At 34.2% G+C, this 20246-nt stretch carries 20 protein-coding genes; 12 read left to right on the forward strand and 8 right to left on the reverse strand.

What is annotated here, in order from left to right:
• Positions 1 to 12 precede the first annotated feature (12 nt).
• A complete protein-coding gene (locus tag QYS47_RS02360; protein WP_322347586.1) occupies positions 13 to 675 on the forward strand; it encodes a Tll0287-like domain-containing protein in 663 nt (220 codons plus the stop codon).
• Between the two features lie 9 nt (positions 676 to 684).
• Here the strand turns inward: QYS47_RS02360 and QYS47_RS02365 are convergent, their stop codons facing one another.
• Positions 685 to 1104: a response regulator gene (locus QYS47_RS02365; protein WP_308357940.1), complete on the reverse strand. Its 420-nt coding sequence runs from the start codon at positions 1102 to 1104 to the stop codon at positions 685 to 687.
• A 31-nt stretch (positions 1105 to 1135) separates the two neighbouring features.
• The gene (locus QYS47_RS02370) at positions 1136 to 2380 is read right to left on the reverse strand and encodes a phospholipase (RefSeq protein WP_308357939.1); all 1245 of its coding nucleotides are present in this window, start codon (positions 2378 to 2380) and stop codon (positions 1136 to 1138) included.
• Positions 2381 to 2466: 86 nt separating this feature from the next.
• Between QYS47_RS02370 and QYS47_RS02375 the strand changes: the two genes are divergently transcribed.
• The 5 genes from QYS47_RS02375 (at position 2467) to QYS47_RS02395 (ending at position 8171) form a co-directional block, all read left to right on the forward strand.
• The gene (locus tag QYS47_RS02375; RefSeq protein ID WP_308357938.1) at positions 2467 to 3420 is read left to right on the forward strand and encodes a threonine ammonia-lyase; all 954 of its coding nucleotides are present in this window, start codon (positions 2467 to 2469) and stop codon (positions 3418 to 3420) included.
• Between the two features lie 140 nt (positions 3421 to 3560).
• Positions 3561 to 4121 (forward strand): hypothetical protein, encoded by a 561-nt coding sequence (locus QYS47_RS02380; RefSeq protein WP_322347587.1) that lies wholly within the window; start codon positions 3561 to 3563, stop codon positions 4119 to 4121.
• Between the two features lie 2 nt (positions 4122 to 4123).
• Positions 4124 to 4567, forward strand: coding sequence for a GreA/GreB family elongation factor (locus QYS47_RS02385; protein WP_308357936.1), 444 nt, complete (start codon positions 4124 to 4126; stop codon positions 4565 to 4567).
• Positions 4568 to 4695: 128 nt separating this feature from the next.
• The gene (locus tag QYS47_RS02390) at positions 4696 to 6504 is read left to right on the forward strand and encodes a MutS-related protein (RefSeq protein WP_322347588.1); all 1809 of its coding nucleotides are present in this window, start codon (positions 4696 to 4698) and stop codon (positions 6502 to 6504) included.
• Between the two features lie 86 nt (positions 6505 to 6590).
• Positions 6591 to 8171 (forward strand): amidohydrolase family protein, encoded by a 1581-nt coding sequence (locus QYS47_RS02395; protein ID WP_322347589.1) that lies wholly within the window; start codon positions 6591 to 6593, stop codon positions 8169 to 8171.
• A gap of 115 nt (positions 8172 to 8286) precedes the next feature.
• Here the strand turns inward: QYS47_RS02395 and QYS47_RS02400 are convergent, their stop codons facing one another.
• From QYS47_RS02400 to QYS47_RS02410, 3 genes are all read right to left on the reverse strand, one after another.
• Positions 8287 to 8991 (reverse strand): hypothetical protein, encoded by a 705-nt coding sequence (locus QYS47_RS02400; RefSeq protein ID WP_308357933.1) that lies wholly within the window; start codon positions 8989 to 8991, stop codon positions 8287 to 8289.
• Between the two features lie 181 nt (positions 8992 to 9172).
• Positions 9173 to 10591 (reverse strand): Glu/Leu/Phe/Val family dehydrogenase, encoded by a 1419-nt coding sequence (locus QYS47_RS02405; protein WP_322347590.1) that lies wholly within the window; start codon positions 10589 to 10591, stop codon positions 9173 to 9175.
• Positions 10592 to 10625: 34 nt separating this feature from the next.
• Positions 10626 to 11294 (reverse strand): 3-hydroxyacyl-CoA dehydrogenase family protein, encoded by a 669-nt coding sequence (locus QYS47_RS02410; RefSeq protein WP_322347591.1) that lies wholly within the window; start codon positions 11292 to 11294, stop codon positions 10626 to 10628.
• A 49-nt stretch (positions 11295 to 11343) separates the two neighbouring features.
• Between QYS47_RS02410 and QYS47_RS02415 the strand changes: the two genes are divergently transcribed.
• Both QYS47_RS02415 and QYS47_RS02420 read left to right on the forward strand, forming a co-directional pair.
• Positions 11344 to 11724 (forward strand): RidA family protein, encoded by a 381-nt coding sequence (locus tag QYS47_RS02415; protein WP_322347592.1) that lies wholly within the window; start codon positions 11344 to 11346, stop codon positions 11722 to 11724.
• The gene (locus QYS47_RS02420; RefSeq protein ID WP_322347593.1) at positions 11724 to 12209 is read left to right on the forward strand and encodes a hypothetical protein; all 486 of its coding nucleotides are present in this window, start codon (positions 11724 to 11726) and stop codon (positions 12207 to 12209) included. Before QYS47_RS02415 ends, QYS47_RS02420 begins: the two co-directional genes overlap by 1 nt.
• A 23-nt stretch (positions 12210 to 12232) precedes the next feature.
• Here the strand turns inward: QYS47_RS02420 and QYS47_RS02425 are convergent, their stop codons facing one another.
• From QYS47_RS02425 to QYS47_RS02435, 3 genes are all read right to left on the reverse strand, one after another.
• A complete protein-coding gene (locus QYS47_RS02425) occupies positions 12233 to 12670 on the reverse strand; it encodes a TPM domain-containing protein (protein WP_308357925.1) in 438 nt (145 codons plus the stop codon).
• A 59-nt stretch (positions 12671 to 12729) separates the two neighbouring features.
• Positions 12730 to 13236, reverse strand: a complete 507-nt coding sequence (locus QYS47_RS02430; RefSeq protein WP_308357924.1) for an FKBP-type peptidyl-prolyl cis-trans isomerase — start codon at positions 13234 to 13236, stop codon at positions 12730 to 12732.
• A 103-nt stretch (positions 13237 to 13339) separates the two neighbouring features.
• Positions 13340 to 13936 carry a LemA family protein gene (locus QYS47_RS02435; RefSeq protein ID WP_322347594.1) on the reverse strand — a complete coding sequence of 199 codons (597 nt, stop codon included), beginning with the start codon at positions 13934 to 13936 and terminating at the stop codon, positions 13340 to 13342.
• A gap of 152 nt (positions 13937 to 14088) precedes the next feature.
• On the opposite strand from QYS47_RS02435, the gene QYS47_RS02440 reads away from it, so the two are divergent.
• The 4 genes from QYS47_RS02440 (at position 14089) to QYS47_RS02455 (ending at position 20245) form a co-directional block, all read left to right on the forward strand.
• Positions 14089 to 15219: a serine hydrolase domain-containing protein gene (locus QYS47_RS02440; RefSeq protein WP_322347595.1), complete on the forward strand. Its 1131-nt coding sequence runs from the start codon at positions 14089 to 14091 to the stop codon at positions 15217 to 15219.
• Positions 15220 to 15225: 6 nt separating this feature from the next.
• Positions 15226 to 15423: a hypothetical protein gene (locus QYS47_RS02445; RefSeq protein WP_302103092.1), complete on the forward strand. Its 198-nt coding sequence runs from the start codon at positions 15226 to 15228 to the stop codon at positions 15421 to 15423.
• 224 nt (positions 15424 to 15647) lie between these two features.
• Positions 15648 to 18788, forward strand: a complete 3141-nt coding sequence (locus tag QYS47_RS02450) for a hypothetical protein (protein ID WP_322347596.1) — start codon at positions 15648 to 15650, stop codon at positions 18786 to 18788.
• Positions 18785 to 20245 (forward strand): DUF4062 domain-containing protein, encoded by a 1461-nt coding sequence (locus QYS47_RS02455; RefSeq protein WP_322347597.1) that lies wholly within the window; start codon positions 18785 to 18787, stop codon positions 20243 to 20245. Before QYS47_RS02450 ends, QYS47_RS02455 begins: the two co-directional genes overlap by 4 nt.
• The last annotated feature ends 1 nt before the right edge of the window (position 20246 follow it).

Here is a 20246-nt window from a genome sequence, read left to right on the forward strand (position 1 = left end):
GATTTAAAATCTATGAGGTATTCAATTGCCAAAGCATTAAGCTTATTAATTATATTATCTATTTGGGCCTGTGGTTTTTCAACTGAAAAGCGCAGGCCCAAACGCATTCAAGATACTCTTGAAGAAAGAGTGGTTAAAAAAGTTTCGGAAGCTGAAATCATCAATAAAACTACCCAACTTGGAGATTCTATAACTCAAGTAGTAGGGGCTGTTTTCATGTCTAAAATCTCAAAGGAGTATGCAAGTGGAGGATATGAAGCTGCTGCAAAATATTGTAGCATGAATGCGTATCCTTTAACAGACAGTTTAGCCGATCAATACAAGGTTTTCCTTAAGAGAGTAAGTAATAAAAATAGAAACCCTATAAATACTCCATCAGATATTGAAAAGAATATTTTAGAGGCTTTTGAATATTCCTCTGAACGTGGTGATGAAATTGGAGCTAATGTGCAGTTCATTAGGCCTGGTGATACCATTCTTTATAATAAACCTATTAAAATCCCATCAAAATTATGCTTGAATTGTCATGGTACAAAGAACCAAATTTCTAAAGAGGTTCAAGCAATTCTTAAAAAAGAATATCCTAATGATAAGGCTATAAACTATGAAGTGGGCGACCTTAGAGGAATGTGGAGTTTAAAGTTTTTGAAGAAAGAGATAGTTCAAAAGCTTTAAGTTGAAAGTTTATTCAGTATAAAATGCTTTGAACTTTTCTTCAGATTTAAGCTCTAATAATCTTTGCTCAGATAATGGTTTTTCTACATAGTCAATCACCATATCATATTGTTCACTTTTAATTTTATCGGCAGTATTAATCGATGAGGTTAATACAATAACAGCTATATTTTTATCCATTCCATTTTCAATAATAGCATCCATTACTTCCCAACCGCTTAAAATAGGCATATTGATGTCTAGCAATATGCAGTATTGCTTTTTAACATTATAATAGGTTTTCAGATAGTCAACGACATCATTTCCATTATAGAAACTTTTAGGTGCTGGATGAAACTGAGTTTCCTTTACATGTACATCATGTAAAAAAACAGTCATGTCATCATCATCCACAATTAACACTTCAAAATCCTCATTTTTTAATGACATAATGCTTATTACCTTCTCTTTTGATTATTTATTAAATACCCGATAAAAAATATCTAGAAAGTACATCAGAAAAGAATCTTCCGCCTCCAGCACCATGTATATCTTCAACAGCTACATCACTGCCGAATTCGTAAGTTTCAAATAATACTTCTTCACTGCCATTTGCAGTTAAGTTTTCATAAGCATCAACAGAATTGAAATAAGGGACCAAGCCATCATTTCTACTGTGATACAACTTTATAGGAGCATTGGCTTTCCAATCATGTACATTATTGTCAGCTAATGCTTGGCTAAATCCACTATTAGGGTCATTGATTTCATCTATAAATTCAGTGGTAAATATTTCTTGAGGGTTAGTGTTTGATAAGGCAAAATAACCACCATTTTCAACTTCTGTTGCATAAGGTTCATTTAAATAATAATCCAAGCCTCTTTGTAAATATACTCTATCGTAAGTATCCATTACCCATAAATATAGACTGATTGAGAAACCTAATTCCCCTTCAAAATTGAAAATGTAATTCCCAACAGCTGATTTATGATAGGCACCAGCACCCATCGCACTTCTTATAATATTAAATTCACCTGGTTGTGTTTCTTCAATGTATTTATGCAGCGCCATAGTCGAATTTCCTCCTTGAGAATACCCTAATAAATGTAATTCCTCAGTTCCGTTATCATCAGCTCTCATTTTTACCTCTAAAAACTCAGCATATTCTCTTGCTGCAATTAACATATCATAGCTAGTAGTAGCTGTTGTTTGAGCATGCTCATATGGGTGAAACATATCTCCTGTGCTTCCATAACCGATATAATCAGGGGCTGAGATCATATAACCATTTGCAGCAAAAAGAGCAGCGGATAAATGAATTTCTGCATTATTTTCTGGTAAATAAGAGGGAGCTCTATTTTCTTGATCAATTTGGGGATTTGCATCTTTTGCTAATGTGCTATGCTGAAAACTGGTAAGTTTAGCAGATCCTTGAACAATAGGAATCAAGATTAATCCGGAAGCTTCTACTTCTGTTCCATCATAATTTTCCGTCATGTAGGTTATTTTATGAGCCGTGATATCGAAATTGATAAACCCACCTACTAAATTATTTCCACCAAATCGAGCACTAATATCCTCAGTTGAGATTGAATCCAGAAATTCATAGCTGACTACATGTTGAAAATTAAATTCATTCTCTAAATCATCATCATTATTGCAGGCAAAAACTAAAACTGAGAGAATAACTAGGCTAAATAATCGAAGAAACTTATTAGATTGCATATTGTGATTTTATTACTACTTACTATTTATGATAATAATCATAAAAACTGATTAGCAATATATTAAATTCTAACTAAGATAGCCTTATGCTGCTTCAAGAAATACCAAAAAAAGAAGACATTATTTCAGCTGAGAAAAGAATTCACGACTATGTTCATAGAACTCCGGTTTTTACTTCTACTACATTGAATGAAATTTTAGGAGTTAATGTGTATTTCAAATGTGAGAATTTGCAGAAAGTAGGTGCTTTCAAAATGAGAGGTGCATCAAATGCAATATTATCACTAACAAAAGCACAATTGAAAAAGGGCGTGGCTACACATTCATCGGGTAATCATGCTCAGGCGGTAGCTTTAGCTGCCAAGCTATCAAAAATACCAGCTTATATTGTGATGCCTCAAAATGCTCCTGAAGTTAAGGTAGAAGCGGTAAGAAGATATGGAGCAGAGGTGATTTATTGTGATTCAACTCTCAATGCTCGGGAAGAAACTTTAAAAGATGTTGTAGCTAAAACGGGAGCTACATTTATTCATCCCTATGATAATTATGATGTGATTGCAGGCCAAGCAACCTGTGCTAAGGAAATGATAGAAGATACGGATCATTTAAAAGCTATATATGCTCCAATTGGGGGTGGAGGACTTATGGCTGGAACTTTACTTTCATCTCAGTATTTTGGTCATAAAATTCCAGTGATTGGCGCAGAACCCGAAGGTGCTGATGATGCTTACAGATCATGGAAAGCTGGCAAAATAATTCCTATGGAATTTCCTGATACCATAGCAGATGGTTTAAGAACTTCTTTGGGGGAAAGAAATTTCCCTATCATTCAAGAGCATATTGAAGATATTATTACCGTTAGCGATCAAGAGATAATTGAAGCGATGAGGTTAATTTTCAACTATTTAAAATTGGTGGTTGAACCTTCAGGAGCTGTTCCTTTTGCCTCTATGATAAAATCGAAAGAAAGGTATAAAGGGCATAAAGTTGGGGTCATATTATGTGGTGGAAATGTTGATTTGAAAAGATTGCCTTTTTAAAAATTTTTTAGCCTTTTGGAGATTATAATCATTTTATGAAAGTTGTTCATCGCTATTATATACTGCCCAGGAGAGATCAAAAAAGAAAGTTATGGTCTTTTGTTTTTAACTTGCTTATACTGGTAGCAATAATAGTATTTATGGCATGGAGCACCGGTGTTTGGTTTTTATTAATCCTTATTCAGCCTGTATTATCAGTATTTGCTTCCTTTATTGATGTGCCTACTGCTCGAAAAAACGGTAGCTTAGTTTACTATTCCCCTTTGTTGCTATCATCAGCCCTTAAGCATAATAAAATTCAGCTTCATGGCGGTACGCTTTTCGATTATTATTATACCTTAAGTATGCACAAAAGTGAATCAAGAAATAAGAAGGCGATCCTTTATAGTTACATTGAAGGTATGATTAATATGCTGGATTCATTTAGTAAAGATCAGGATGATGTTAAAATTGAAGCAAATGCTTATTTTATTAATCCGCACACTGCCGAAAGGTTAGGATTTAAAAAGGTAAAAACTAAAAATGCTCAAAAAATTATAATGCTTTTGAATTACGTGCCCATCACCATAAGCTATACAATTGCAATGGGAAAACTGAGTTTCCCAAATATCTTTTCATTAAAAAGTTATGAAAGTACCATGGGAGAATTGCGTAAAAACAGGTCAAAATTATTTACAATGTTTGAAAGAATTAACAAATAAATATGAAGTCAGCAATAATTGAAAAATGCAGAGAAAACTTAAGGAATTATAGAGAAAATCTTCAAAAGGATATTGATGAATTGAAGAATTCAATGACTGCTGATACGAAAAGTTCCGCAGGAGATAAATATGAAACGGGAAGGGAAATGATGAAGCAGGAGCAAGATAAGTTACAGGCTCAGTTGGAAGTAATTAACAGAAACTTGGCGGTCCTACAAAACATTAATACTCATGAAGAATATAATTCTGTTCAGTTTGGAGCCTTAGTCACAACTTCAGAAGGAAAGTATTTGATTTCAGTTTCATACGGAAAGCTACATATTGAGGAAAAAGAAGTGGTTTTAATTTCTGCTATCAGCCCCTTAGCGCAATTAATGATTGATAAAAAAGTTGGAGATAAATTTGATTGGAACGGAAATAAAATCATGATTGAAGAAATTCACTAATACTCTTTGCGCATCGGCTGGAATTTTTCCACTCATGTAGATGCTTTTTATAATTTTAAAGAAACTCCTAGTTTTAGCTTTTTAAATTATCTTCAAGCTTTACCTTTACACCTCCAAAAGGAAGAAGCATGAGCATAGCACAAAAGATTGATTTTTATAAAGGTAAGATTGAAAGTTTCCGATCTGATGTAGAAAAGTACAGAAAGCAAACTAACCAATTTGGTACTATAAGAGTGCTATATTTTTTGGCCTCAATTATTCTAGCGGTTTATTTTATTAACGAAAGAGACGGAGCATCAACTGCAATTGTATTACTTCCTTTTCCATTGATATTTGGCTGGTTAGTGAATAAGCATAAGTCTAAAAAAAGAAGTTTAGAATTATGTCGAAATAGAATCAACTTTCTTAAGGAAGAAATTGACCGATTAAACCTGAAATTAGATGCGCTTCCTGATGGAGAACAATTCAATGAGCATTTACATGAATATATTGCTGATATGGATGTCTTTGGTAGGCATTCTCTTTTCTCTTTATTGAATAGAAGCGTTTTGAGTTTTGGCCAAAATGCTTTAGCAAATTGGTTTAAGAAACCAGCCAGCAAAAGTGAGATCATTCAAAGACAAGAGGCGGTTGCTGAGATAAAAGATGATTTTGACTGGCGATTAGAATGGTGGGCAGAAAGTAGAATAAAAGAAGGTAAGGAAGATGAATATGAATTAAAAGCGGTCTTTAAATATTTTAGTCATACCGAAACAGAATCAGTTAAACCAGCTTTTAGGATATTACCCTATATAGCGATTACCCAACTTTTGGTTTTAATCATTTTGGCAATTACCGGAATTATAGCAGGTTCATTTGTAGGGCTTGGGTTTCTGATCAATATTTTAGTATTGGCACCAGTTCAAAAGAACATTATGAGACTGCAATCCGAAACTAAGCCTATTGCTGAACATCTGGAACAGCATAAAAACCTATTCAAAATGGCGGAGGAAAAGCAAGTATCTTCTGCCCTATTACAGGAATTTCAACAGTATTTTCAAAACCCTAAAGCATCCACAAAAATAAAGAGACTGTCTAAAATTTTTAATTGGTTACATGCTCGAAATGGGATGATGTATTGGATTATTAATCCTTTTGTATTAATTGATTATTGGGTTTTAAATAGTTTGATGAAATGGAAAAACAACTATGGAAAATCTATAGAAAATTGGTTTGATGCTATTGGGAAATGGGAAGCCATCATGAGTATGGCAGAATTTTCTTTTGCTCATGAGCAATATAAAAACGCTGAAATATTAGATGCAAAATGTGATTTAATAGCAAAAGACCTTGGACATCCTTTATTAAAACATGATGAGAGGGTTTGCAATGATTTTGAAATGACCGGTCCTGGTGCAGTCACCTTGATTACGGGGGCTAATATGAGTGGTAAAAGTACATTTGAGCGATCTTTAGGGGTGAATATGATCTTAGCACAAATGGGTGCGGTTTGTTGTGCAGAAAGTATTGCTCTGAGTCCATTGCAGTTATTTACAAGCATGCGTACACAGGATAATTTGGAAGAAAACACCTCTTCATTTTATGCTGAATTAAAACGACTAAAGCAACTGGTTGATATGACCAAAAGACCTCAAGAGCGGCCAATTTTCTATTTATTAGACGAGATATTAAAAGGCACCAATTCAGAAGACCGAAATATAGGGGCTGAGAGTTTGATTCGTCAGTTGATGAAAACCAACAGTATGGGATTAATATCAACTCATGATTTATCCTTAGCTAAATTAGAAAACGAACTGAACAACTTCCAAAACTATAGTTTCAATAGTGATGTAAGCGGAGAAGAAATTCTGTTTGATTATAAGTTACATAATGGTCCTTGCCATACTTTTAATGCAGTGCCTTTAATGCGAAAAATGGGGATAGATATCATTGAGTAAGCTGAAAATTTCTCCACTCTTCAAATACAACTCTATCATTCAAACAATCTTTCTTATATTGAATTTATTAGCAAAAGCATTCAAATATGAGAAAGACATTACTAATACTAATTGCAGTATTTATTCAAACTGCACTTTGGGCTCAAATTGAAAAGGCTCCCGAAAGAACAGAAGGTGAAGGTCCTTGGCCTCAACTCATCATCCGTGGCGTTACACTGATCAATGGAAACGGAGCCCCTCCATTGGGTCCGGTTGACATAGTAGTGGAACAAAACAAAATTGTAAAAATTGAAACGGTAGGATATCCCGGAGTTGAAATCAAAGATGAGAATAGACCCAAATTAAAAGAAGGCGGTAAAGAATTAGATGCTTCAGGCATGTATTTAATGCCAGGCTTTATTGATATGCATGGTCATATTGGAGGTGAATCACAGGGGACATCTGCTGAATATGTTTTCAAATTATGGATGGGACATGGAATTACCACTATTCGCGATCCTTCTGCCGGAAATGGTTTAGACTGGGTGTTAGAGCATAAAAGAAAAAGTGCTGCCAATAAAATAACAGCACCAAGAATTCTAGCCTATACTGCTTTCGGGCAAGGTAGTGATGAGCCGATCAGTACTCCCGCCATGGCTCGAGAATGGGTACAACAAAATGCTAAAAATGGTGCGGATGGCATCAAGTTTTTTGGTGCGGCACCTGAAATTATGCAAGCCGCTATAGAGGAAAATAAGAAGCTAGGTTTACGTTCTGCCATGCATCATGCACAATTAGATGTTGCCAGATGGAATGTTTTAAATTCCGCAAGAGCAGGTTTGACTTCCATGGAACATTGGTATGGTTTACCTGAAGCCATGTTTACTGATAAAACAGTTCAACATTATCCTTTAGATTACAATTATAATAATGAGCAACACCGATTTGCAGAGGCAGGTAAGCTGTGGGAGCAAGCGGCTCCTCCTTATTCTGATAAGTGGAATTCTGTAATGAATGAGTTGATCGATTTAGATTTTACCATTGATCCAACTTTCAATATTTATGAGGCTAGCCGTGATTTAATGCGCACCAGCCGAGCGGAATGGCATGATGATTACACCCTGCCATCACTATGGGAATTCTATCAACCTAGTATGGTGTCACATGGTTCGTATTGGCATTACTGGGGCACTGAAGAAGAAACTGCCTGGAGAAATAATTATAAACTCTGGATGACTTTTGTGAATGAATATAAAAACAGAGGTGGTAGAGTAACGACAGGCTCTGATTCAGGGTTTATATTTCAGTTGTATGGCTTTGCATATATTCGAGAAATGGAATTGTTAAGAGAAGCAGGCTTCCATCCATTAGAAATTATGATGTCATCAACTTTAAATGGGGCGGAAGCTTTAGGCATGGCTGATAAAATTGGTACTGTAGAAGTTGGTAAGTTGGCAGATTTCGTAATTGTAGAAGAAAATCCATTAGAGAATTTAAAAGTATTGTACGGTACTGGTGCTATTAAATTAACAGAGTATAATGAAGTAGTCAGAGTGGGTGGTGTAAAATATACCATTAAAGATGGTATCATTTATGATGCTCAGAAATTATTGGAAGATGTAAAACAAATGGTGGCTGAGGAAAAAGAGAAGACTGGTTATGAGATTAAACAACCGGGGATGAAGTGATTTAATAATTGTTAATTCGTAATTACGAATTATGCTATTTCAATTAGTGGTTCATTATGAAAAAAGCTCTGCCAGATATTATTAAATTCTGGCAGAGCTTTATTTTTATTTTAAATTATTGGCAATCTGAGAAAGCTACTACATGTTTACTTAAGTCTTTCCATGCTCTGTCAGTTGAATTCATTAATTCATCACAACCTTCCCACATTACCTCATATTCTTCATCGTAATCCTTTTTCTTTAGCTTATAAGCTGCTTCGCCATCATTCGTTTTCACAAAATATGATTTTTCTAATCCACCAGCTAAGGTTACGCCACCAACGCCAACAGACATTGTTTGCTTAGCCATAGGATCATGATAAACTTTAACTTCTTTAGAAAAAGTAGGGTTTAATAGCTGCATTAAAAGCTCCATTTTCTTTTTCTTTTTATAATACACCATTGCATTTTCAAAGTATACATAACCGTCATCTAATAAATCTTGATCGATTTGTTCATTATTCCATTTTTGAGCATCAGACATTGCATCCATTGCTTGACTTACTTTGTCTAATCCGCTTTGAGGCAAGTACATTTCTTTAATATCTTCTGGCTTAAGCTTTACTTTTTTACCATCCTCTTTTTCAATTTTAATCTGATCAATCAAACCTTTCTTTCTGTCTAAATCTTTAATAGTTCCAGTTATTTCAGTTCCATCTTTTAGGGTGATATAAGATGTTTTTTTGTGTGAATAAGTAAATGATGGACTTAATAATTTTTGTGCAAATGCAGATCCAACAAATAGCATAGTAAGAGCTAGTAATAATAATTTTTTGTTCATAATTATAAGTTTAGTTTATACAAATGTAACCATTGAAAACTTGTATGCAACCATTAGTATAAATATTTAAAAGAGGAAATATTAATTATCCTAAGGAAAAACACTCATGTCTGTGGTGCTCTGAAATAAAAAAGGCCTGTCAGTAATATTGACAAGCCTTGGATAAGTTTTGTAAAAAAAATCAAGGGAAAATACCCATATCCGTATAGCTGATAGCAATTCTTTCAATTGCTAAAATGAAAGCCGCAGTTCTTAAGCTTTTGATTTTCTTATTTTTTCGCATTTCATTTAAATCATGATAAGCAGTTACCATAGTTTCTTCTAAACCAGAAATTACTAAATCCCTTTCACTTGCTCCTTTCACAATGGCATCTCTTTGTTCTTGTTTAAATGCATCACCCGTTGCGTTTTCAATGCTATCCAATAGGAATTTATATTTCTCCATATCATAGCGCTTCTCTAACTTACCAAATGATACTCTTGATAAATTTTTAAGCCATTCAAAATATGAAACGGTAACACCACCTGCATTTAGGTACATGTCTGGAATTACGAAAACATCTTTTTCAAGTAGTATTTTCTCAGCCTCTTTGGTAATAGGACCATTAGCAGCCTCTCCTATAATTTTAGCTTTAATTTTTCCAGCATTTTCACTGGTAATTTGGTTTTCTAAAGCAGCAGGAACTAGAATGTCACATTCCTTTTCCAGTAATGATATTGACTCTTTAACAAACTCTCCTTTTTGGTAACCTTCAAAACCTTTGTTCTCAATTTGATATTCTTTTAAAGCTTCAATATCAATTCCATTTTCATCCCAAATTCCACCATTCCATTCTGCAACACCTATAATTTTAGCTCCAGCTTCTGAAAGGTACTTAGCGGAATAAAAACCTACGTTACCTAATCCTTGTATGATGATTTTTTTGTCTTGCAAACCTGTGGTCAATCCTAAAGATTCCATATCTTCTTTCACACTAACAGCCTCTCTAATGCCAATATAAACACCCATACCAGTTGCTTCAGTTCTTCCCTCAATACCATGTTGAGAAAGAGGTTTTCCTGTTACACATGCTTTTGCATTAATGGCTTCAGGATTAAAAGCTTCGTAGGTATCGACTATCCAGGCCATTTCTCTGGCGCCTGTACCATAATCGGGGGCAGGTACGTCAATCGCAGGCCCTATAAATTTCTTTTTAATTAATTCAGAGGTGTACCTCCTAGTAATCTTTTCAAGTTGACGAGTGTTGTAGGCCAATGGGTCAATATTTACACCACCTTTAGCACCGCCAAATGGAATGTTTACCATAGCACATTTAAAAGTCATTAAGGATGCTAATCCCATTACTTCTTGTTCATTAACCATCTCACTAAACCTAATACCTCCTTTAACGGGGAGTTTGTGGTGAGAATGCTGTACTCTGTAGCCTTTTACAACTTGATAAGATCCATCATCCATACGAACTGGGAAATGGAATTTATAAATACTGTTGCATTGCTTGATTTGCTCTAATAAACCTGGGTGAAGCTCCATATGCTGAGCTGCATCATCAACGAAACTGCATACATCTTCGAATAAACTATACTCTTGATTTTGTGCCATAGTAAGCTAGAAAGTTTTTATTTAATTAAATCAATTACACTAAAGCTAAATATTCTTTTTTCAATCGAGGGCAGATTTTATATCTTTCTTCTTTAGTATCTTCATATACGGACTCTAATAATTCATAGACGTTTTTTATTCCAATTTTTTCAGCCCATTCAAAAGGTCCATTAGGATAATTGGTTCCTAATTTCATTCCTAAATCAATATCTTCTTTTTCAGCAGTCCCTTCTTGTAAAGTATAGAATGCCTCATTTATAATCATGCAGATTACCCTTGGAGTAACCATCCCTACTCTATCCTCAACGATTTCAAAATCCGTTTCTAATTTACCACACATCAAGCTCAATTTTTCTTTATCGAGCGCATTTTCAATAGTGCATTCTAATATTTCTCGACCTGCAAATGTAGGAAGTCCATTAAATCCAAAAACTGTATTTTGTGTTTGACTTTGGAAAATTTTTAAGTTGCCAAAGCTACTCATAGCCATATTTGTGAATATGGTTAGATCAGGTCTTTGCTCATAGAATTGAAGTGCTTCTGGTTCCTCAGCGATGAAAAAGTCAAAAACTACATCCGCCTTAAAAAAAGCTTCTTCAGTGATTTCAGTAAGGTCATTGAAAGTTGTGATTTGGTGTTTTTCACCAAATTTAGATATGATTTCTTCTTGGTTTATGGGTGACCCAACAACAAGTATATTCATAATTTGTTAGTTTTGAACCAAAGTTAATGAACTAATTATAAAAAGCGAGATGAGTAAACAAATCATTCAAACAAAAGAGGCTCCTGCTCCCATTGGGCCTTATAATCAAGCAATTTTAGCAGGAAACACATTGTATGTTTCAGGTCAAATAGCTTTGGATGCACAATCTGGAGAATTGATCAATGAAAATATTACAGAAGAGACACATCAAGTTATGAAAAACCTTGAAGCTATATTATCTGAAGCAGGATTAGGCTTTTCAGATGTGGTGAAGTGCAGTATTTTTGTAAAAGATATGGGTAATTTTGCTACTATAAACGAAGCTTACGGAATGTATTTTAAGCAAGACCCACCGGCAAGGGAAACAGTGGAAGTAGCGCGTTTACCTAAAGATGTAAATGTTGAAATCAGTTGTATTGCCGTTAAATAATGCAATTATGGCCAGCTAAATCGGAAATGTTTCTGAGCCCCTTAGGGCAAAATGAAGTGATGAGAAGGATGAAGCTGGCCGTAAAACCTGTAAAATATCAATCCTTTAAAAACCGATCATTAGGTGATGAGGAAGAGGAGGTATTTTTATTTAATGGTAATGTAAGCGAGAATGCTTTTGCTATTTCTCAAATTGTAAGTCGACCGAATAATTTTTTACCTTTAATCAAAGGAAAGGTTGAAGGTGGTCAATCAGGAAGTTTAATTCATCTTGAGTTTAAGCTTTTCCCAAGCGTAAAATATTTTTTAGGCTTTTGGGTAATCCTAATGTTAATGTTCTCAATAGTTTCTTATTCACAGGGGGAAAATGCATTGACCATTATTTTCCCATTGGTGATTTTAGTGGCTAGTTATGCATTGATATTATCAAGATTTAATGATGCTTATCAAAAAAGCAGAAGAGAGTTGATGCGATTGATTAGTTAACGAATGGGTAATATTTCATGGTCTTAATTCTTCCCAAATGAAATTTCATCTGGCAATTCGTTTTCATCATCTTTTTGATAAGGAAAGTGGGATGCGAGTTGTTCTCCTGCCATTTTGATTCCTTCGCTTAGTCCAGCTGTGAGATCTCCTTTTTTAAAGTGGGCTAGCATATGTTCCTTTATGTCATCCCAAAAGTTTTCAGGAACTTTATTGTTAATACCTGCATCACCTAAAATAGCAAACTTATGATCCTTCACAGCCATATAAAAAAGAACTCCATTTCGTTCTTTCGTTTTATGCATTTTAAGGGTTTTAAAAATGTAAGCCGCATGATCCATCACATCTTCCTTGCAATGATTTTCTAAGTGAATTTGAATCTCTCCTGAAGTATTCAACTCCGCCTCTTTTATAGCGCTAACAATTTTTTTCTTTTCTTCTTCTGTAAATGCATCTTTTGCCATGACATAAATTTAATAAATCTTCCAAAGAATACGGCCTTATTCTTTAAATGTTATTGTGCTTATTGAAAGCGAATGCCATCTGGTTCAATATGATGTTGTCTTTCAATTTCTTCAAAAGAGGCTTTTCTTACTGATATGATATTGCCTTTAAAAAACAAATCTTGTCCGGCTAATGGGTGATTGAAGTCTACCTTTACGTCTGATTTATTCTTATCAATTATTCTTCCACTTTGTGATTCTTCACTATTCTCATACCGTATGTAAGCGCCTACTTCCAAGGTTTCTTCAGTATAGCCTTCTTTCTCTTTAAAATCAGCTTTTGGGATTGTTTTGATTAAACTTTCATCCTTTTTACCATAAGCAAAATCAGCGGGTAATCTGAAGGCAAAGGTCTCATTTTGGGTTTTTCCTTTTAACTGCTCTTCAAAATAGGGTAGCATTTTTCCACTTCCAAAGAGAAATCTTAACGGATAAGATTGCCCTGAAAAGTCAACTAATTCACCTTCTTCATCTTTTTTTCTAACGTGATATGATAAAGTAACTACTGTGTTTTCTTGAATTTCCATATTATATCAACACCTGCATTAGCTTGTTGTTTGCAAAGATTTACAAATAAAAAAGGCTTCAAAATTTGATTTGAAGCCCTTTACTATCACTTGCTATTTTCAATTAATCGAAACTCACTTCAGGTGCATTTTCTGCTCCTTGGTCAGCTTCGAAATATCCTTTCTTCTCAAAACCATACATACCTGCTAGCATGGTTTGAGGAAATTTTCTGATATAGGTATTGTAGTCTCTGGTTACCTCGTTGAATCTTCTTCTTTCTACAGCAATTCTATTTTCTGTTCCTTCTAATTGATCTTGTAATTTTGAGAAGTTTTGATTGGCCTTTAAATCTGGATATCGTTCAACTACTACCATTAAACGAGATAAAGCAGAACTTAAGCCTTGTTGTGCTTGCTGGAATTGCTGGATTTTTTCAGGACTCAAGTCATCTGCGTTAATATTAACACCAGTTGCTTTTGACCTCGCTTCAATTACACCTTGAAGTGTCTCTTGTTCAAAATCAGCATATCCCTTTACCGTATTTACTAAGTTCGGTATTAAGTCAGCTCTTCTTTGATAAACATTTTCAACCTGCGACCATGCTGAAGTTACTTGCTCTTCTTTTGTAACCATATTGTTATAAGAACCAGCAAATACTCGGTATATGATAATGGCAACTAAAACAATGATGCCAATCGTAATTAAAAGACCTCTTTTCATATTAATATAATTAGGTTTAGTTTAAATTTTTGATGTCACTTTCAATACGAAGGTAGCAGAGAAATGTTAATTTAGAAATTCAATTTGTTTTAATGATATTATTACTTTTTGAAAATGTATTTTTGCTTGGTTTATAAAATTGTCTTGAATTTATGTTAAGAAAAACACTAGGTGTATCATTTATTATCATCGTTTTATTGGGTATTACTTTTCTTTTCCTGCCTGATTATTCTCAAAATGCTTTTTTGCATTTAACAGCTAATATTGACGATTATGAAATATTTGAGAATAGAACCGTAGCCGCTAGCAATCCACAAGCTTGGGCCATTTCAGCTCAGTATAACCAATATGAAATGGGTCAGACTTATCAAGAAATTCTGGAATCCTATGAAACCACAGCTTTCCTAATTGTAAAAGATACTGCAATATTTTATGAAAAATACTTTTTAGGATATGATGAAGAAGCCATTTCTAACTCTTTTTCAGCAGCAAAAAGTATAGTGAGTTTACTTATTGGCATAGCAATAGATGAGGGCAAAATTAAGAGTGTTTTTGAACCCGTTTCTGAATATTTAGAATCCTTCAAAGAAGGGGATAAATCAGAAGTTACCATTAAAGATGTTCTCACTATGAGCTCAGGTATTGACTGGAATGAAGCTTATATGAGCCCATTTTCAAAAACTACTGAAGCCTACTATGGTCACGATTTAAAGAAGCTGGTTGATGAATTGAAGATGGATGGAGAACCAGCTCAGGAGTTTGCTTACAAAAGCATAAATACTCAAATCTTGGCAGAAATACTCGAGGCAGCCACCGGTCAATCAGTAAGTGATTACGCTACGAATCGTTTATGGCGAAAAATTGGAGCAGAACATGATGCACTTTGGAGTTTAGATAGAGCAGGTGGAATGGAGAAGGCATTTTGTTGCTTTAATAGCACAGCCAGAGATTTTGCCAGAATTGGCCAATTGGTTCTGAATAATGGAGAATGGAACGGGGAACAAGTAGTACCTGAAGATTATATAAAAGTTGCCACTCAGCCAGCAAAATTATTCGGCTCGGAAAAAGAGTTAACATACTATGGTTACCAGTGGTGGATTTTGAATTATGAAGGAAAGCAAATTCCATATGCAAGAGGAATTTTAGGACAATATGTATTTGTTTTGAAAGATAAAAATGCTGTAGTAGTAAGGTTAGGTAAAAGCAGAAGCAAGCTTTATACTAGTAATCACCCTGATGATGTGTATGAATATGTTGAAGCTGCCTACGAATTATTGAAATAAAATAGAATGGAGTTAACTAAGATTTTAAGAATAGTATATTGGGTTTTGGTAATCATCATGATTATGGTGTTTTATTACAGCCTTAGGTATGCAGGTGACCAAGCCATGGAGTATACTTTAGTAGCCTTAGCCTTCTGGACCGCAGCTTTTGTATTGAACCGATACATTCGAAAACTGAATTCTAAAAAGGATGACGAACAATGATGTTGGTATAGTGTGCTTTTTGTTAATCTTATATTCTTTTCTAGTAAAAGGTGCAATTTATTACTTCTCAATTACAAGAGCTTAAATAGATGTTTAATCACATATTGTTTACTATCCTTTAAATATAGCCACTCATCGAAATAAAGTCTAAATATTTATTGAAAAAATATTACAATGTAGATAAATAGCATAAATTACACCGATATTATGTAGATACTGTTTTTTTGAAAAAGTTAGTCCTAAATGTTTTAAATGCCGAAGAGCCAGAATCCAAAAGAGTATTTTTACTATTACTCATGGGTTTTTTCATGGGCTTCTTTGTTTCTGGCTTATCGGTTGGGGCTGAAGCACTTTTTCTGAATAATTTCAGTGAAGAAACGGACTTACCTTTAGCAATTGTAGTTTCAGGAGCTATTGGTGTAATAGCGACTTATCTTTTTAATTACTTTCAGTCAAAAATTAGCTTCGTACGTTTAGCAGGCTATACCCTACTAGTAATATTCCTGTTATTAATTTCTGTAGAGGTAGCGTATGCATACTTACCAGATGTATCCCCATTATATTTTATCACTTTTACTTTTGTATTGCCCTTTACGTATCTTATTCTATTAATTTTCTGGGGTGCATTCGGAAGACTATTTGATCTTAGGCAGTCCAAAAGAATTATCGGAGGAATTGATACTGGTCAGCTAACTGCTTCAATTTTAGCTCTATTAATTGTAATCCCATTCTTATTGAATCAGCCTGATTTTGCAGAGAAGGATCTAATTACCTTAAGTGTTTTTAGTCTTGGTGGGATGTATTTGTCTTTTCTATGGCTAATGAATAGCTCAAAAAAGCATATTAGAAGAGGGGAAAGAAGTGAGTTTGTGTCTTATAAAAATGTATTGAGTAACAAATACATGTTGCTAATGGTAGGTTTCGTATTGGTAAGTGTAATAGCCATTACTTTTATTGATTACTCCTTCTTTAGTGTTGCATCAGCGCAATTTGAAGAAAGTAATTTGGCAACCTTTTTAGCGTATTTTAATGGTACAATCATCATTTTCAGCTTTTTATTCCAAACTTTTGCTACGGATAAAATCATTTCACTATATGGATTAAAAGTTTCCCTGCTTATCAATCCAATCCTAATTATGATTATGGTAGGTGCAGCATGTTTGATAGGTGCCGGATTTGGCTTTACTCCTGATGATCCCACATTTATATTCTTCTTTGTAACCATAGCCGTAAGTAAGCTTTTTGTTACTTCTTTGAAGGATGCATTAGATGAACCTACTTTTAAATTGTATTTCCTTCCACTTGATGTTGAAAGTAGATTCGATATTCAGGTAAAAATACAAGGAGTTGTTAATGCTTTTGCCGGGATGATTGCCGGTGCTATCATTATAGTGTTAAATAATGTAGAGGTATTCAATTTATTAACCATATCAGTAGCTGTATTACCACTTTTAATAATTTGGTATTTTGTAACTCAAAGAATGCACGGTGGCTACAGATCCACTTTGCAAAAAACTTTGGTAAAAAATAAGGAAAAAAATAAAGTTGATGAGAATGAAAACTCCATTAGCCGATTATTGCATAAGCAGGTTAATAGTGATGAAGAACATAGAAGGCTTTATGGGTTAAAATTGATGGAAAAGCTCGAGCCAGAAGAGTTCAATGCTTTCAAGCAAAATTTCAAAGGTGACATTTCGCCTAAAATGAGAGAATACTTAGGGGACGATCAACATGCCTTTAATGAAAATTCAGATTTAACCCTTAAAAAACTAGCTGAAAAAGCATTAAAGGAAAACCAATCTAGAGATGTGGCTCCGGTGAGCTTTGATCAACTGAGTAATTGGGCGCGGTCATTAGATCCTGCCAAAAGGCTTTACACAGCTAGAATTTTCAGGCAACATGCGGATGCTAAAAATATATTCCTACTACTCGATTTATTGAAGGATGCCAACATAGAAGTCCGAATGGAAGCGATTGAAACCGCCAGGATTCTGAAAAGACATGAAACCTGGAATATTTTGATTGATTTGCTTGGTACTGAGAAGTTTGGTCATGCAGCAGCAGCTTCCCTCATTTCGGCAGGAAAAGAAGTGTTACATCATTTAGAATCAGCTTTTCACAAGTCAGGCCAATCTGATAAAATTAAAATGGCTGTTGTGAGAATTATGGGTAAAATTGGTGGAGATGAAGCCGAAGCTTTATTGTTGAAAAAAATTGATTACCCAGACAAAAGAGTGGTTTATGAAATGCTTAATGGGTTTGGGTATGAGGATTTTAATGCGGAAGGAAATCAAGCCCAAATTATCATAACCCTAATAGAAGAAGAAATTGGGAAGGCCATTTGGAATATGGCGGCTTTGCAAGAATTACCTAAGGAAGAAAAATTTGAAATATTAAGACAAGCTTTTAAAGAGGAAATTGGGCATAATTATGAACAGGTTTTTTTATTGCTCTCTTTAATCTATGATACTGAATCAGTATCGCTGGTAAAAGAAAATATCCTATCAGATACTTCAGAAGGAATTGCCTATGGAATTGAGCTTCTGGATATGTTCATTGATTCAGAATTAAAGTCAAAACTCTTTCCTTTGGTTGATGATATTAGCACTAGTGAAAAAATTAAATTGCTTGATAACTTTTTTCCTCGTGAAAAATTTGAACCACTCCAATTATTAAAAAACATCTTAAATAGAGACTATAATCAGATTTCTCGCTGGATAAAAGCTTGTGCTCTATATTCTCTAGCCTATCACGAAGGTTATGAACCCAGTTACGCAGTAATTGCTCACATCTTTAACAAAGACAGACTATTACAGGAAGTTGCTGTTTGGTTGCTGTATCATCGAAATAGAGAGCAATATGAAAAGGTAATTTCAAGATTAAATCAAGAAGATCAAGACCAACTGATCAAAATCATTTCAAGTAATCAATTGGATGATGGTTTAAATGATGGGTATTTCTTATTAGTAGAAATCGTGATGTTTCTAAAACAAATTGAAATATTCCATAAAATAAATGGTGATCAATTATGTGAACTGGCTGATAATACTCAAGTAATCAGACTAAAGACAGGGGATAAAATTGATTTAAAAAATCTCGAGAATAATGCCATTTATGTAGTAGCGTCTGGTAGTCTACATCTACAGACTGAATTTGAAGCAGATGTGAAACTAGTAGAAAAGGATGTGTATGGAGAGTTATTTATCCCTGAAAAACATCTCAAAGCCGAAAGCCTAATCGCAGATGAAAATGCAGTAGTATTTCAACTAAATATCAATAATTTCTACACATTAATGTCTAGAAGTCAAGAATTTACAAATCAGTTATTTACTGCCATTACCCAACATTATCAATCAAAAATATGAATGACAAGCTAGAAGTAAGTATTATATATTCTGAAAGAGATAATGAGCCAATTCTGGACGATAAGGGCTGGGTAAGCTATTTTGAAAAGTTTCTATTCATGATGCTAAAGCAGACTATGAATAGAGAGATTAAAATCAATTTAATTTCTGATGAAACTCCTCAATTTAAGTTCGGTAAGAATAGTTTATTTATTCCAATTTTATCTCCAGATTTTATACTATCCGGTGCTTGCCTTGATAGAATAGAAGAGTTATTTCAACCATCCAAAGCTGAAAAAGCAAACGAAACTACATTTCCCGTTTTCAAATCTCCATTAGCCTATGTGGATATGCCAGAAAAGCTTAAAGCGCTTAGGTCGTACATCTTTTATTTAAATACTGAAAATGAGGAACAAGAACTTATGGAGTTCTTCTCAAAGGAAGCAGAAAAGGGCTATTGGATGAAGATGGTGGATTTATGTTTCGATATATATGAAACCATCCTTAAAATGAACCATAAAGAAAGTGAAAAAGAAAAGCATGGAAGAAGAGCTATATACCTAGCTGAAACTGGGCAGGATTTGGCAGGAGCCAGAAATATCATTAAAAGAGAATTGACTCGCCATGGATATGAAGTTTTTCCTAAGAGTTTATTACCTCATACTTCAGCAGCAATTAAAAAATCAATAAAAGCTGATTTAGAGAAATGTCATTTTTCCATTCATATGATTGGAGCCTCATATGGAACTATTCCTAACGGCTCTGAAAATTCAATTATGGATATTCAGAATAGTATGGCGGCTGATTTTGCGAAAAGTCATTCTTCTGATTTTAATCGCCTAATCTGGATTAGCCCTGCTTTAAAATATGCTAGTGAAAAGCAGCGCTCCTTTATACACAATATTAAGCGTGATGATAAAGTATCCTTTGGGGCAGAAGTACTACAAACCTCTTTGGAGGATTTCAAAAATACCCTTTGGGAAGAATTATTAGATAAAGGACTTAATAAGAAATTAAGGAGTCAGAAAGAATATAATGAGCAGAAAAAACCTATCATTTACCTTATTTATGATGAGATTGATTCCATTTCTGCCACTAAGTTAAAGCAAGATATTCAGCAGTTTGATGTGGAGTTGATCACTTTAGAAGCTCAGGGGGGCTTGATGGATTTAAGAAATAAGCATATTGACGCACTCAAGAAAATGGATGCAGCAATAGTGTATCAAAGCGAAGTCAATAATCAGTGGGTTTATATGAAATTACTTGATTTGCTTAAGGCTCCTGGATTTGGAAGATCAAAGCCGGTATTAGGGAAGCTTTTGATATCTGAAAAGTCAAAAGGTACTGAGGATGAGTTTATTAGTAGATATGAAGTAGAGGTAGATACAACTAAAGATTCAAAAAATTTAAGTAAATTTATTAGTGATGTAAAAGTGGCTTTTGATGAAAGCCATGCTAATGTGGCAAGAGAAAGCTAAA

Origin of the sequence: Marivirga arenosa (genome assembly GCF_030503875.2) — a bacterium.
In the GTDB taxonomy this organism is placed as follows: domain Bacteria; phylum Bacteroidota; class Bacteroidia; order Cytophagales; family Cyclobacteriaceae; genus Marivirga; species Marivirga arenosa.

Bases quoted from the DNA above. Each gene is read 5' to 3' on its own strand.
- QYS47_RS02400 (WP_308357933.1), bottom strand. From the start codon at position 8,991: ATGAACAAAAAATTATTATTACTAGCTCTTACTATGCTATTTGTTGGA.
- QYS47_RS02380 (WP_322347587.1), top strand. From the start codon at position 3,561: ATGGCATGGAGCACCGGTGTTTGGTTTTTATTAATCCTTATTCAGCCT.
- QYS47_RS02430 (WP_308357924.1), bottom strand. From the start codon at position 13,236: ATGGAAATTCAAGAAAACACAGTAGTTACTTTATCATATCACGTTAGA.
- QYS47_RS02455 (WP_322347597.1), top strand. From the start codon at position 18,785: ATGAATGACAAGCTAGAAGTAAGTATTATATATTCTGAAAGAGATAAT.
- QYS47_RS02445 (WP_302103092.1), top strand. From the start codon at position 15,226: ATGGAGTTAACTAAGATTTTAAGAATAGTATATTGGGTTTTGGTAATC.
- QYS47_RS02435 (WP_322347594.1), bottom strand. From the start codon at position 13,936: ATGAAAAGAGGTCTTTTAATTACGATTGGCATCATTGTTTTAGTTGCC.
- QYS47_RS02440 (WP_322347595.1), top strand. From the start codon at position 14,089: ATGTTAAGAAAAACACTAGGTGTATCATTTATTATCATCGTTTTATTG.
- QYS47_RS02410 (WP_322347591.1), bottom strand. From the start codon at position 11,294: ATGAATATACTTGTTGTTGGGTCACCCATAAACCAAGAAGAAATCATA.
- QYS47_RS02385 (WP_308357936.1), top strand. From the start codon at position 4,124: ATGAAGTCAGCAATAATTGAAAAATGCAGAGAAAACTTAAGGAATTAT.
- QYS47_RS02365 (WP_308357940.1), bottom strand. From the start codon at position 1,104: ATGTCATTAAAAAATGAGGATTTTGAAGTGTTAATTGTGGATGATGAT.
- QYS47_RS02360 (WP_322347586.1), top strand. From the start codon at position 13: ATGAGGTATTCAATTGCCAAAGCATTAAGCTTATTAATTATATTATCT.
- QYS47_RS02375 (WP_308357938.1), top strand. From the start codon at position 2,467: ATGCTGCTTCAAGAAATACCAAAAAAAGAAGACATTATTTCAGCTGAG.
- QYS47_RS02425 (WP_308357925.1), bottom strand. From the start codon at position 12,670: ATGGCAAAAGATGCATTTACAGAAGAAGAAAAGAAAAAAATTGTTAGC.
- QYS47_RS02390 (WP_322347588.1), top strand. From the start codon at position 4,696: ATGAGCATAGCACAAAAGATTGATTTTTATAAAGGTAAGATTGAAAGT.
- QYS47_RS02405 (WP_322347590.1), bottom strand. From the start codon at position 10,591: ATGGCACAAAATCAAGAGTATAGTTTATTCGAAGATGTATGCAGTTTC.
- QYS47_RS02395 (WP_322347589.1), top strand. From the start codon at position 6,591: ATGAGAAAGACATTACTAATACTAATTGCAGTATTTATTCAAACTGCA.
- QYS47_RS02420 (WP_322347593.1), top strand. From the start codon at position 11,724: ATGCAATTATGGCCAGCTAAATCGGAAATGTTTCTGAGCCCCTTAGGG.
- QYS47_RS02370 (WP_308357939.1), bottom strand. From the start codon at position 2,380: ATGCAATCTAATAAGTTTCTTCGATTATTTAGCCTAGTTATTCTCTCA.
- QYS47_RS02415 (WP_322347592.1), top strand. From the start codon at position 11,344: ATGAGTAAACAAATCATTCAAACAAAAGAGGCTCCTGCTCCCATTGGG.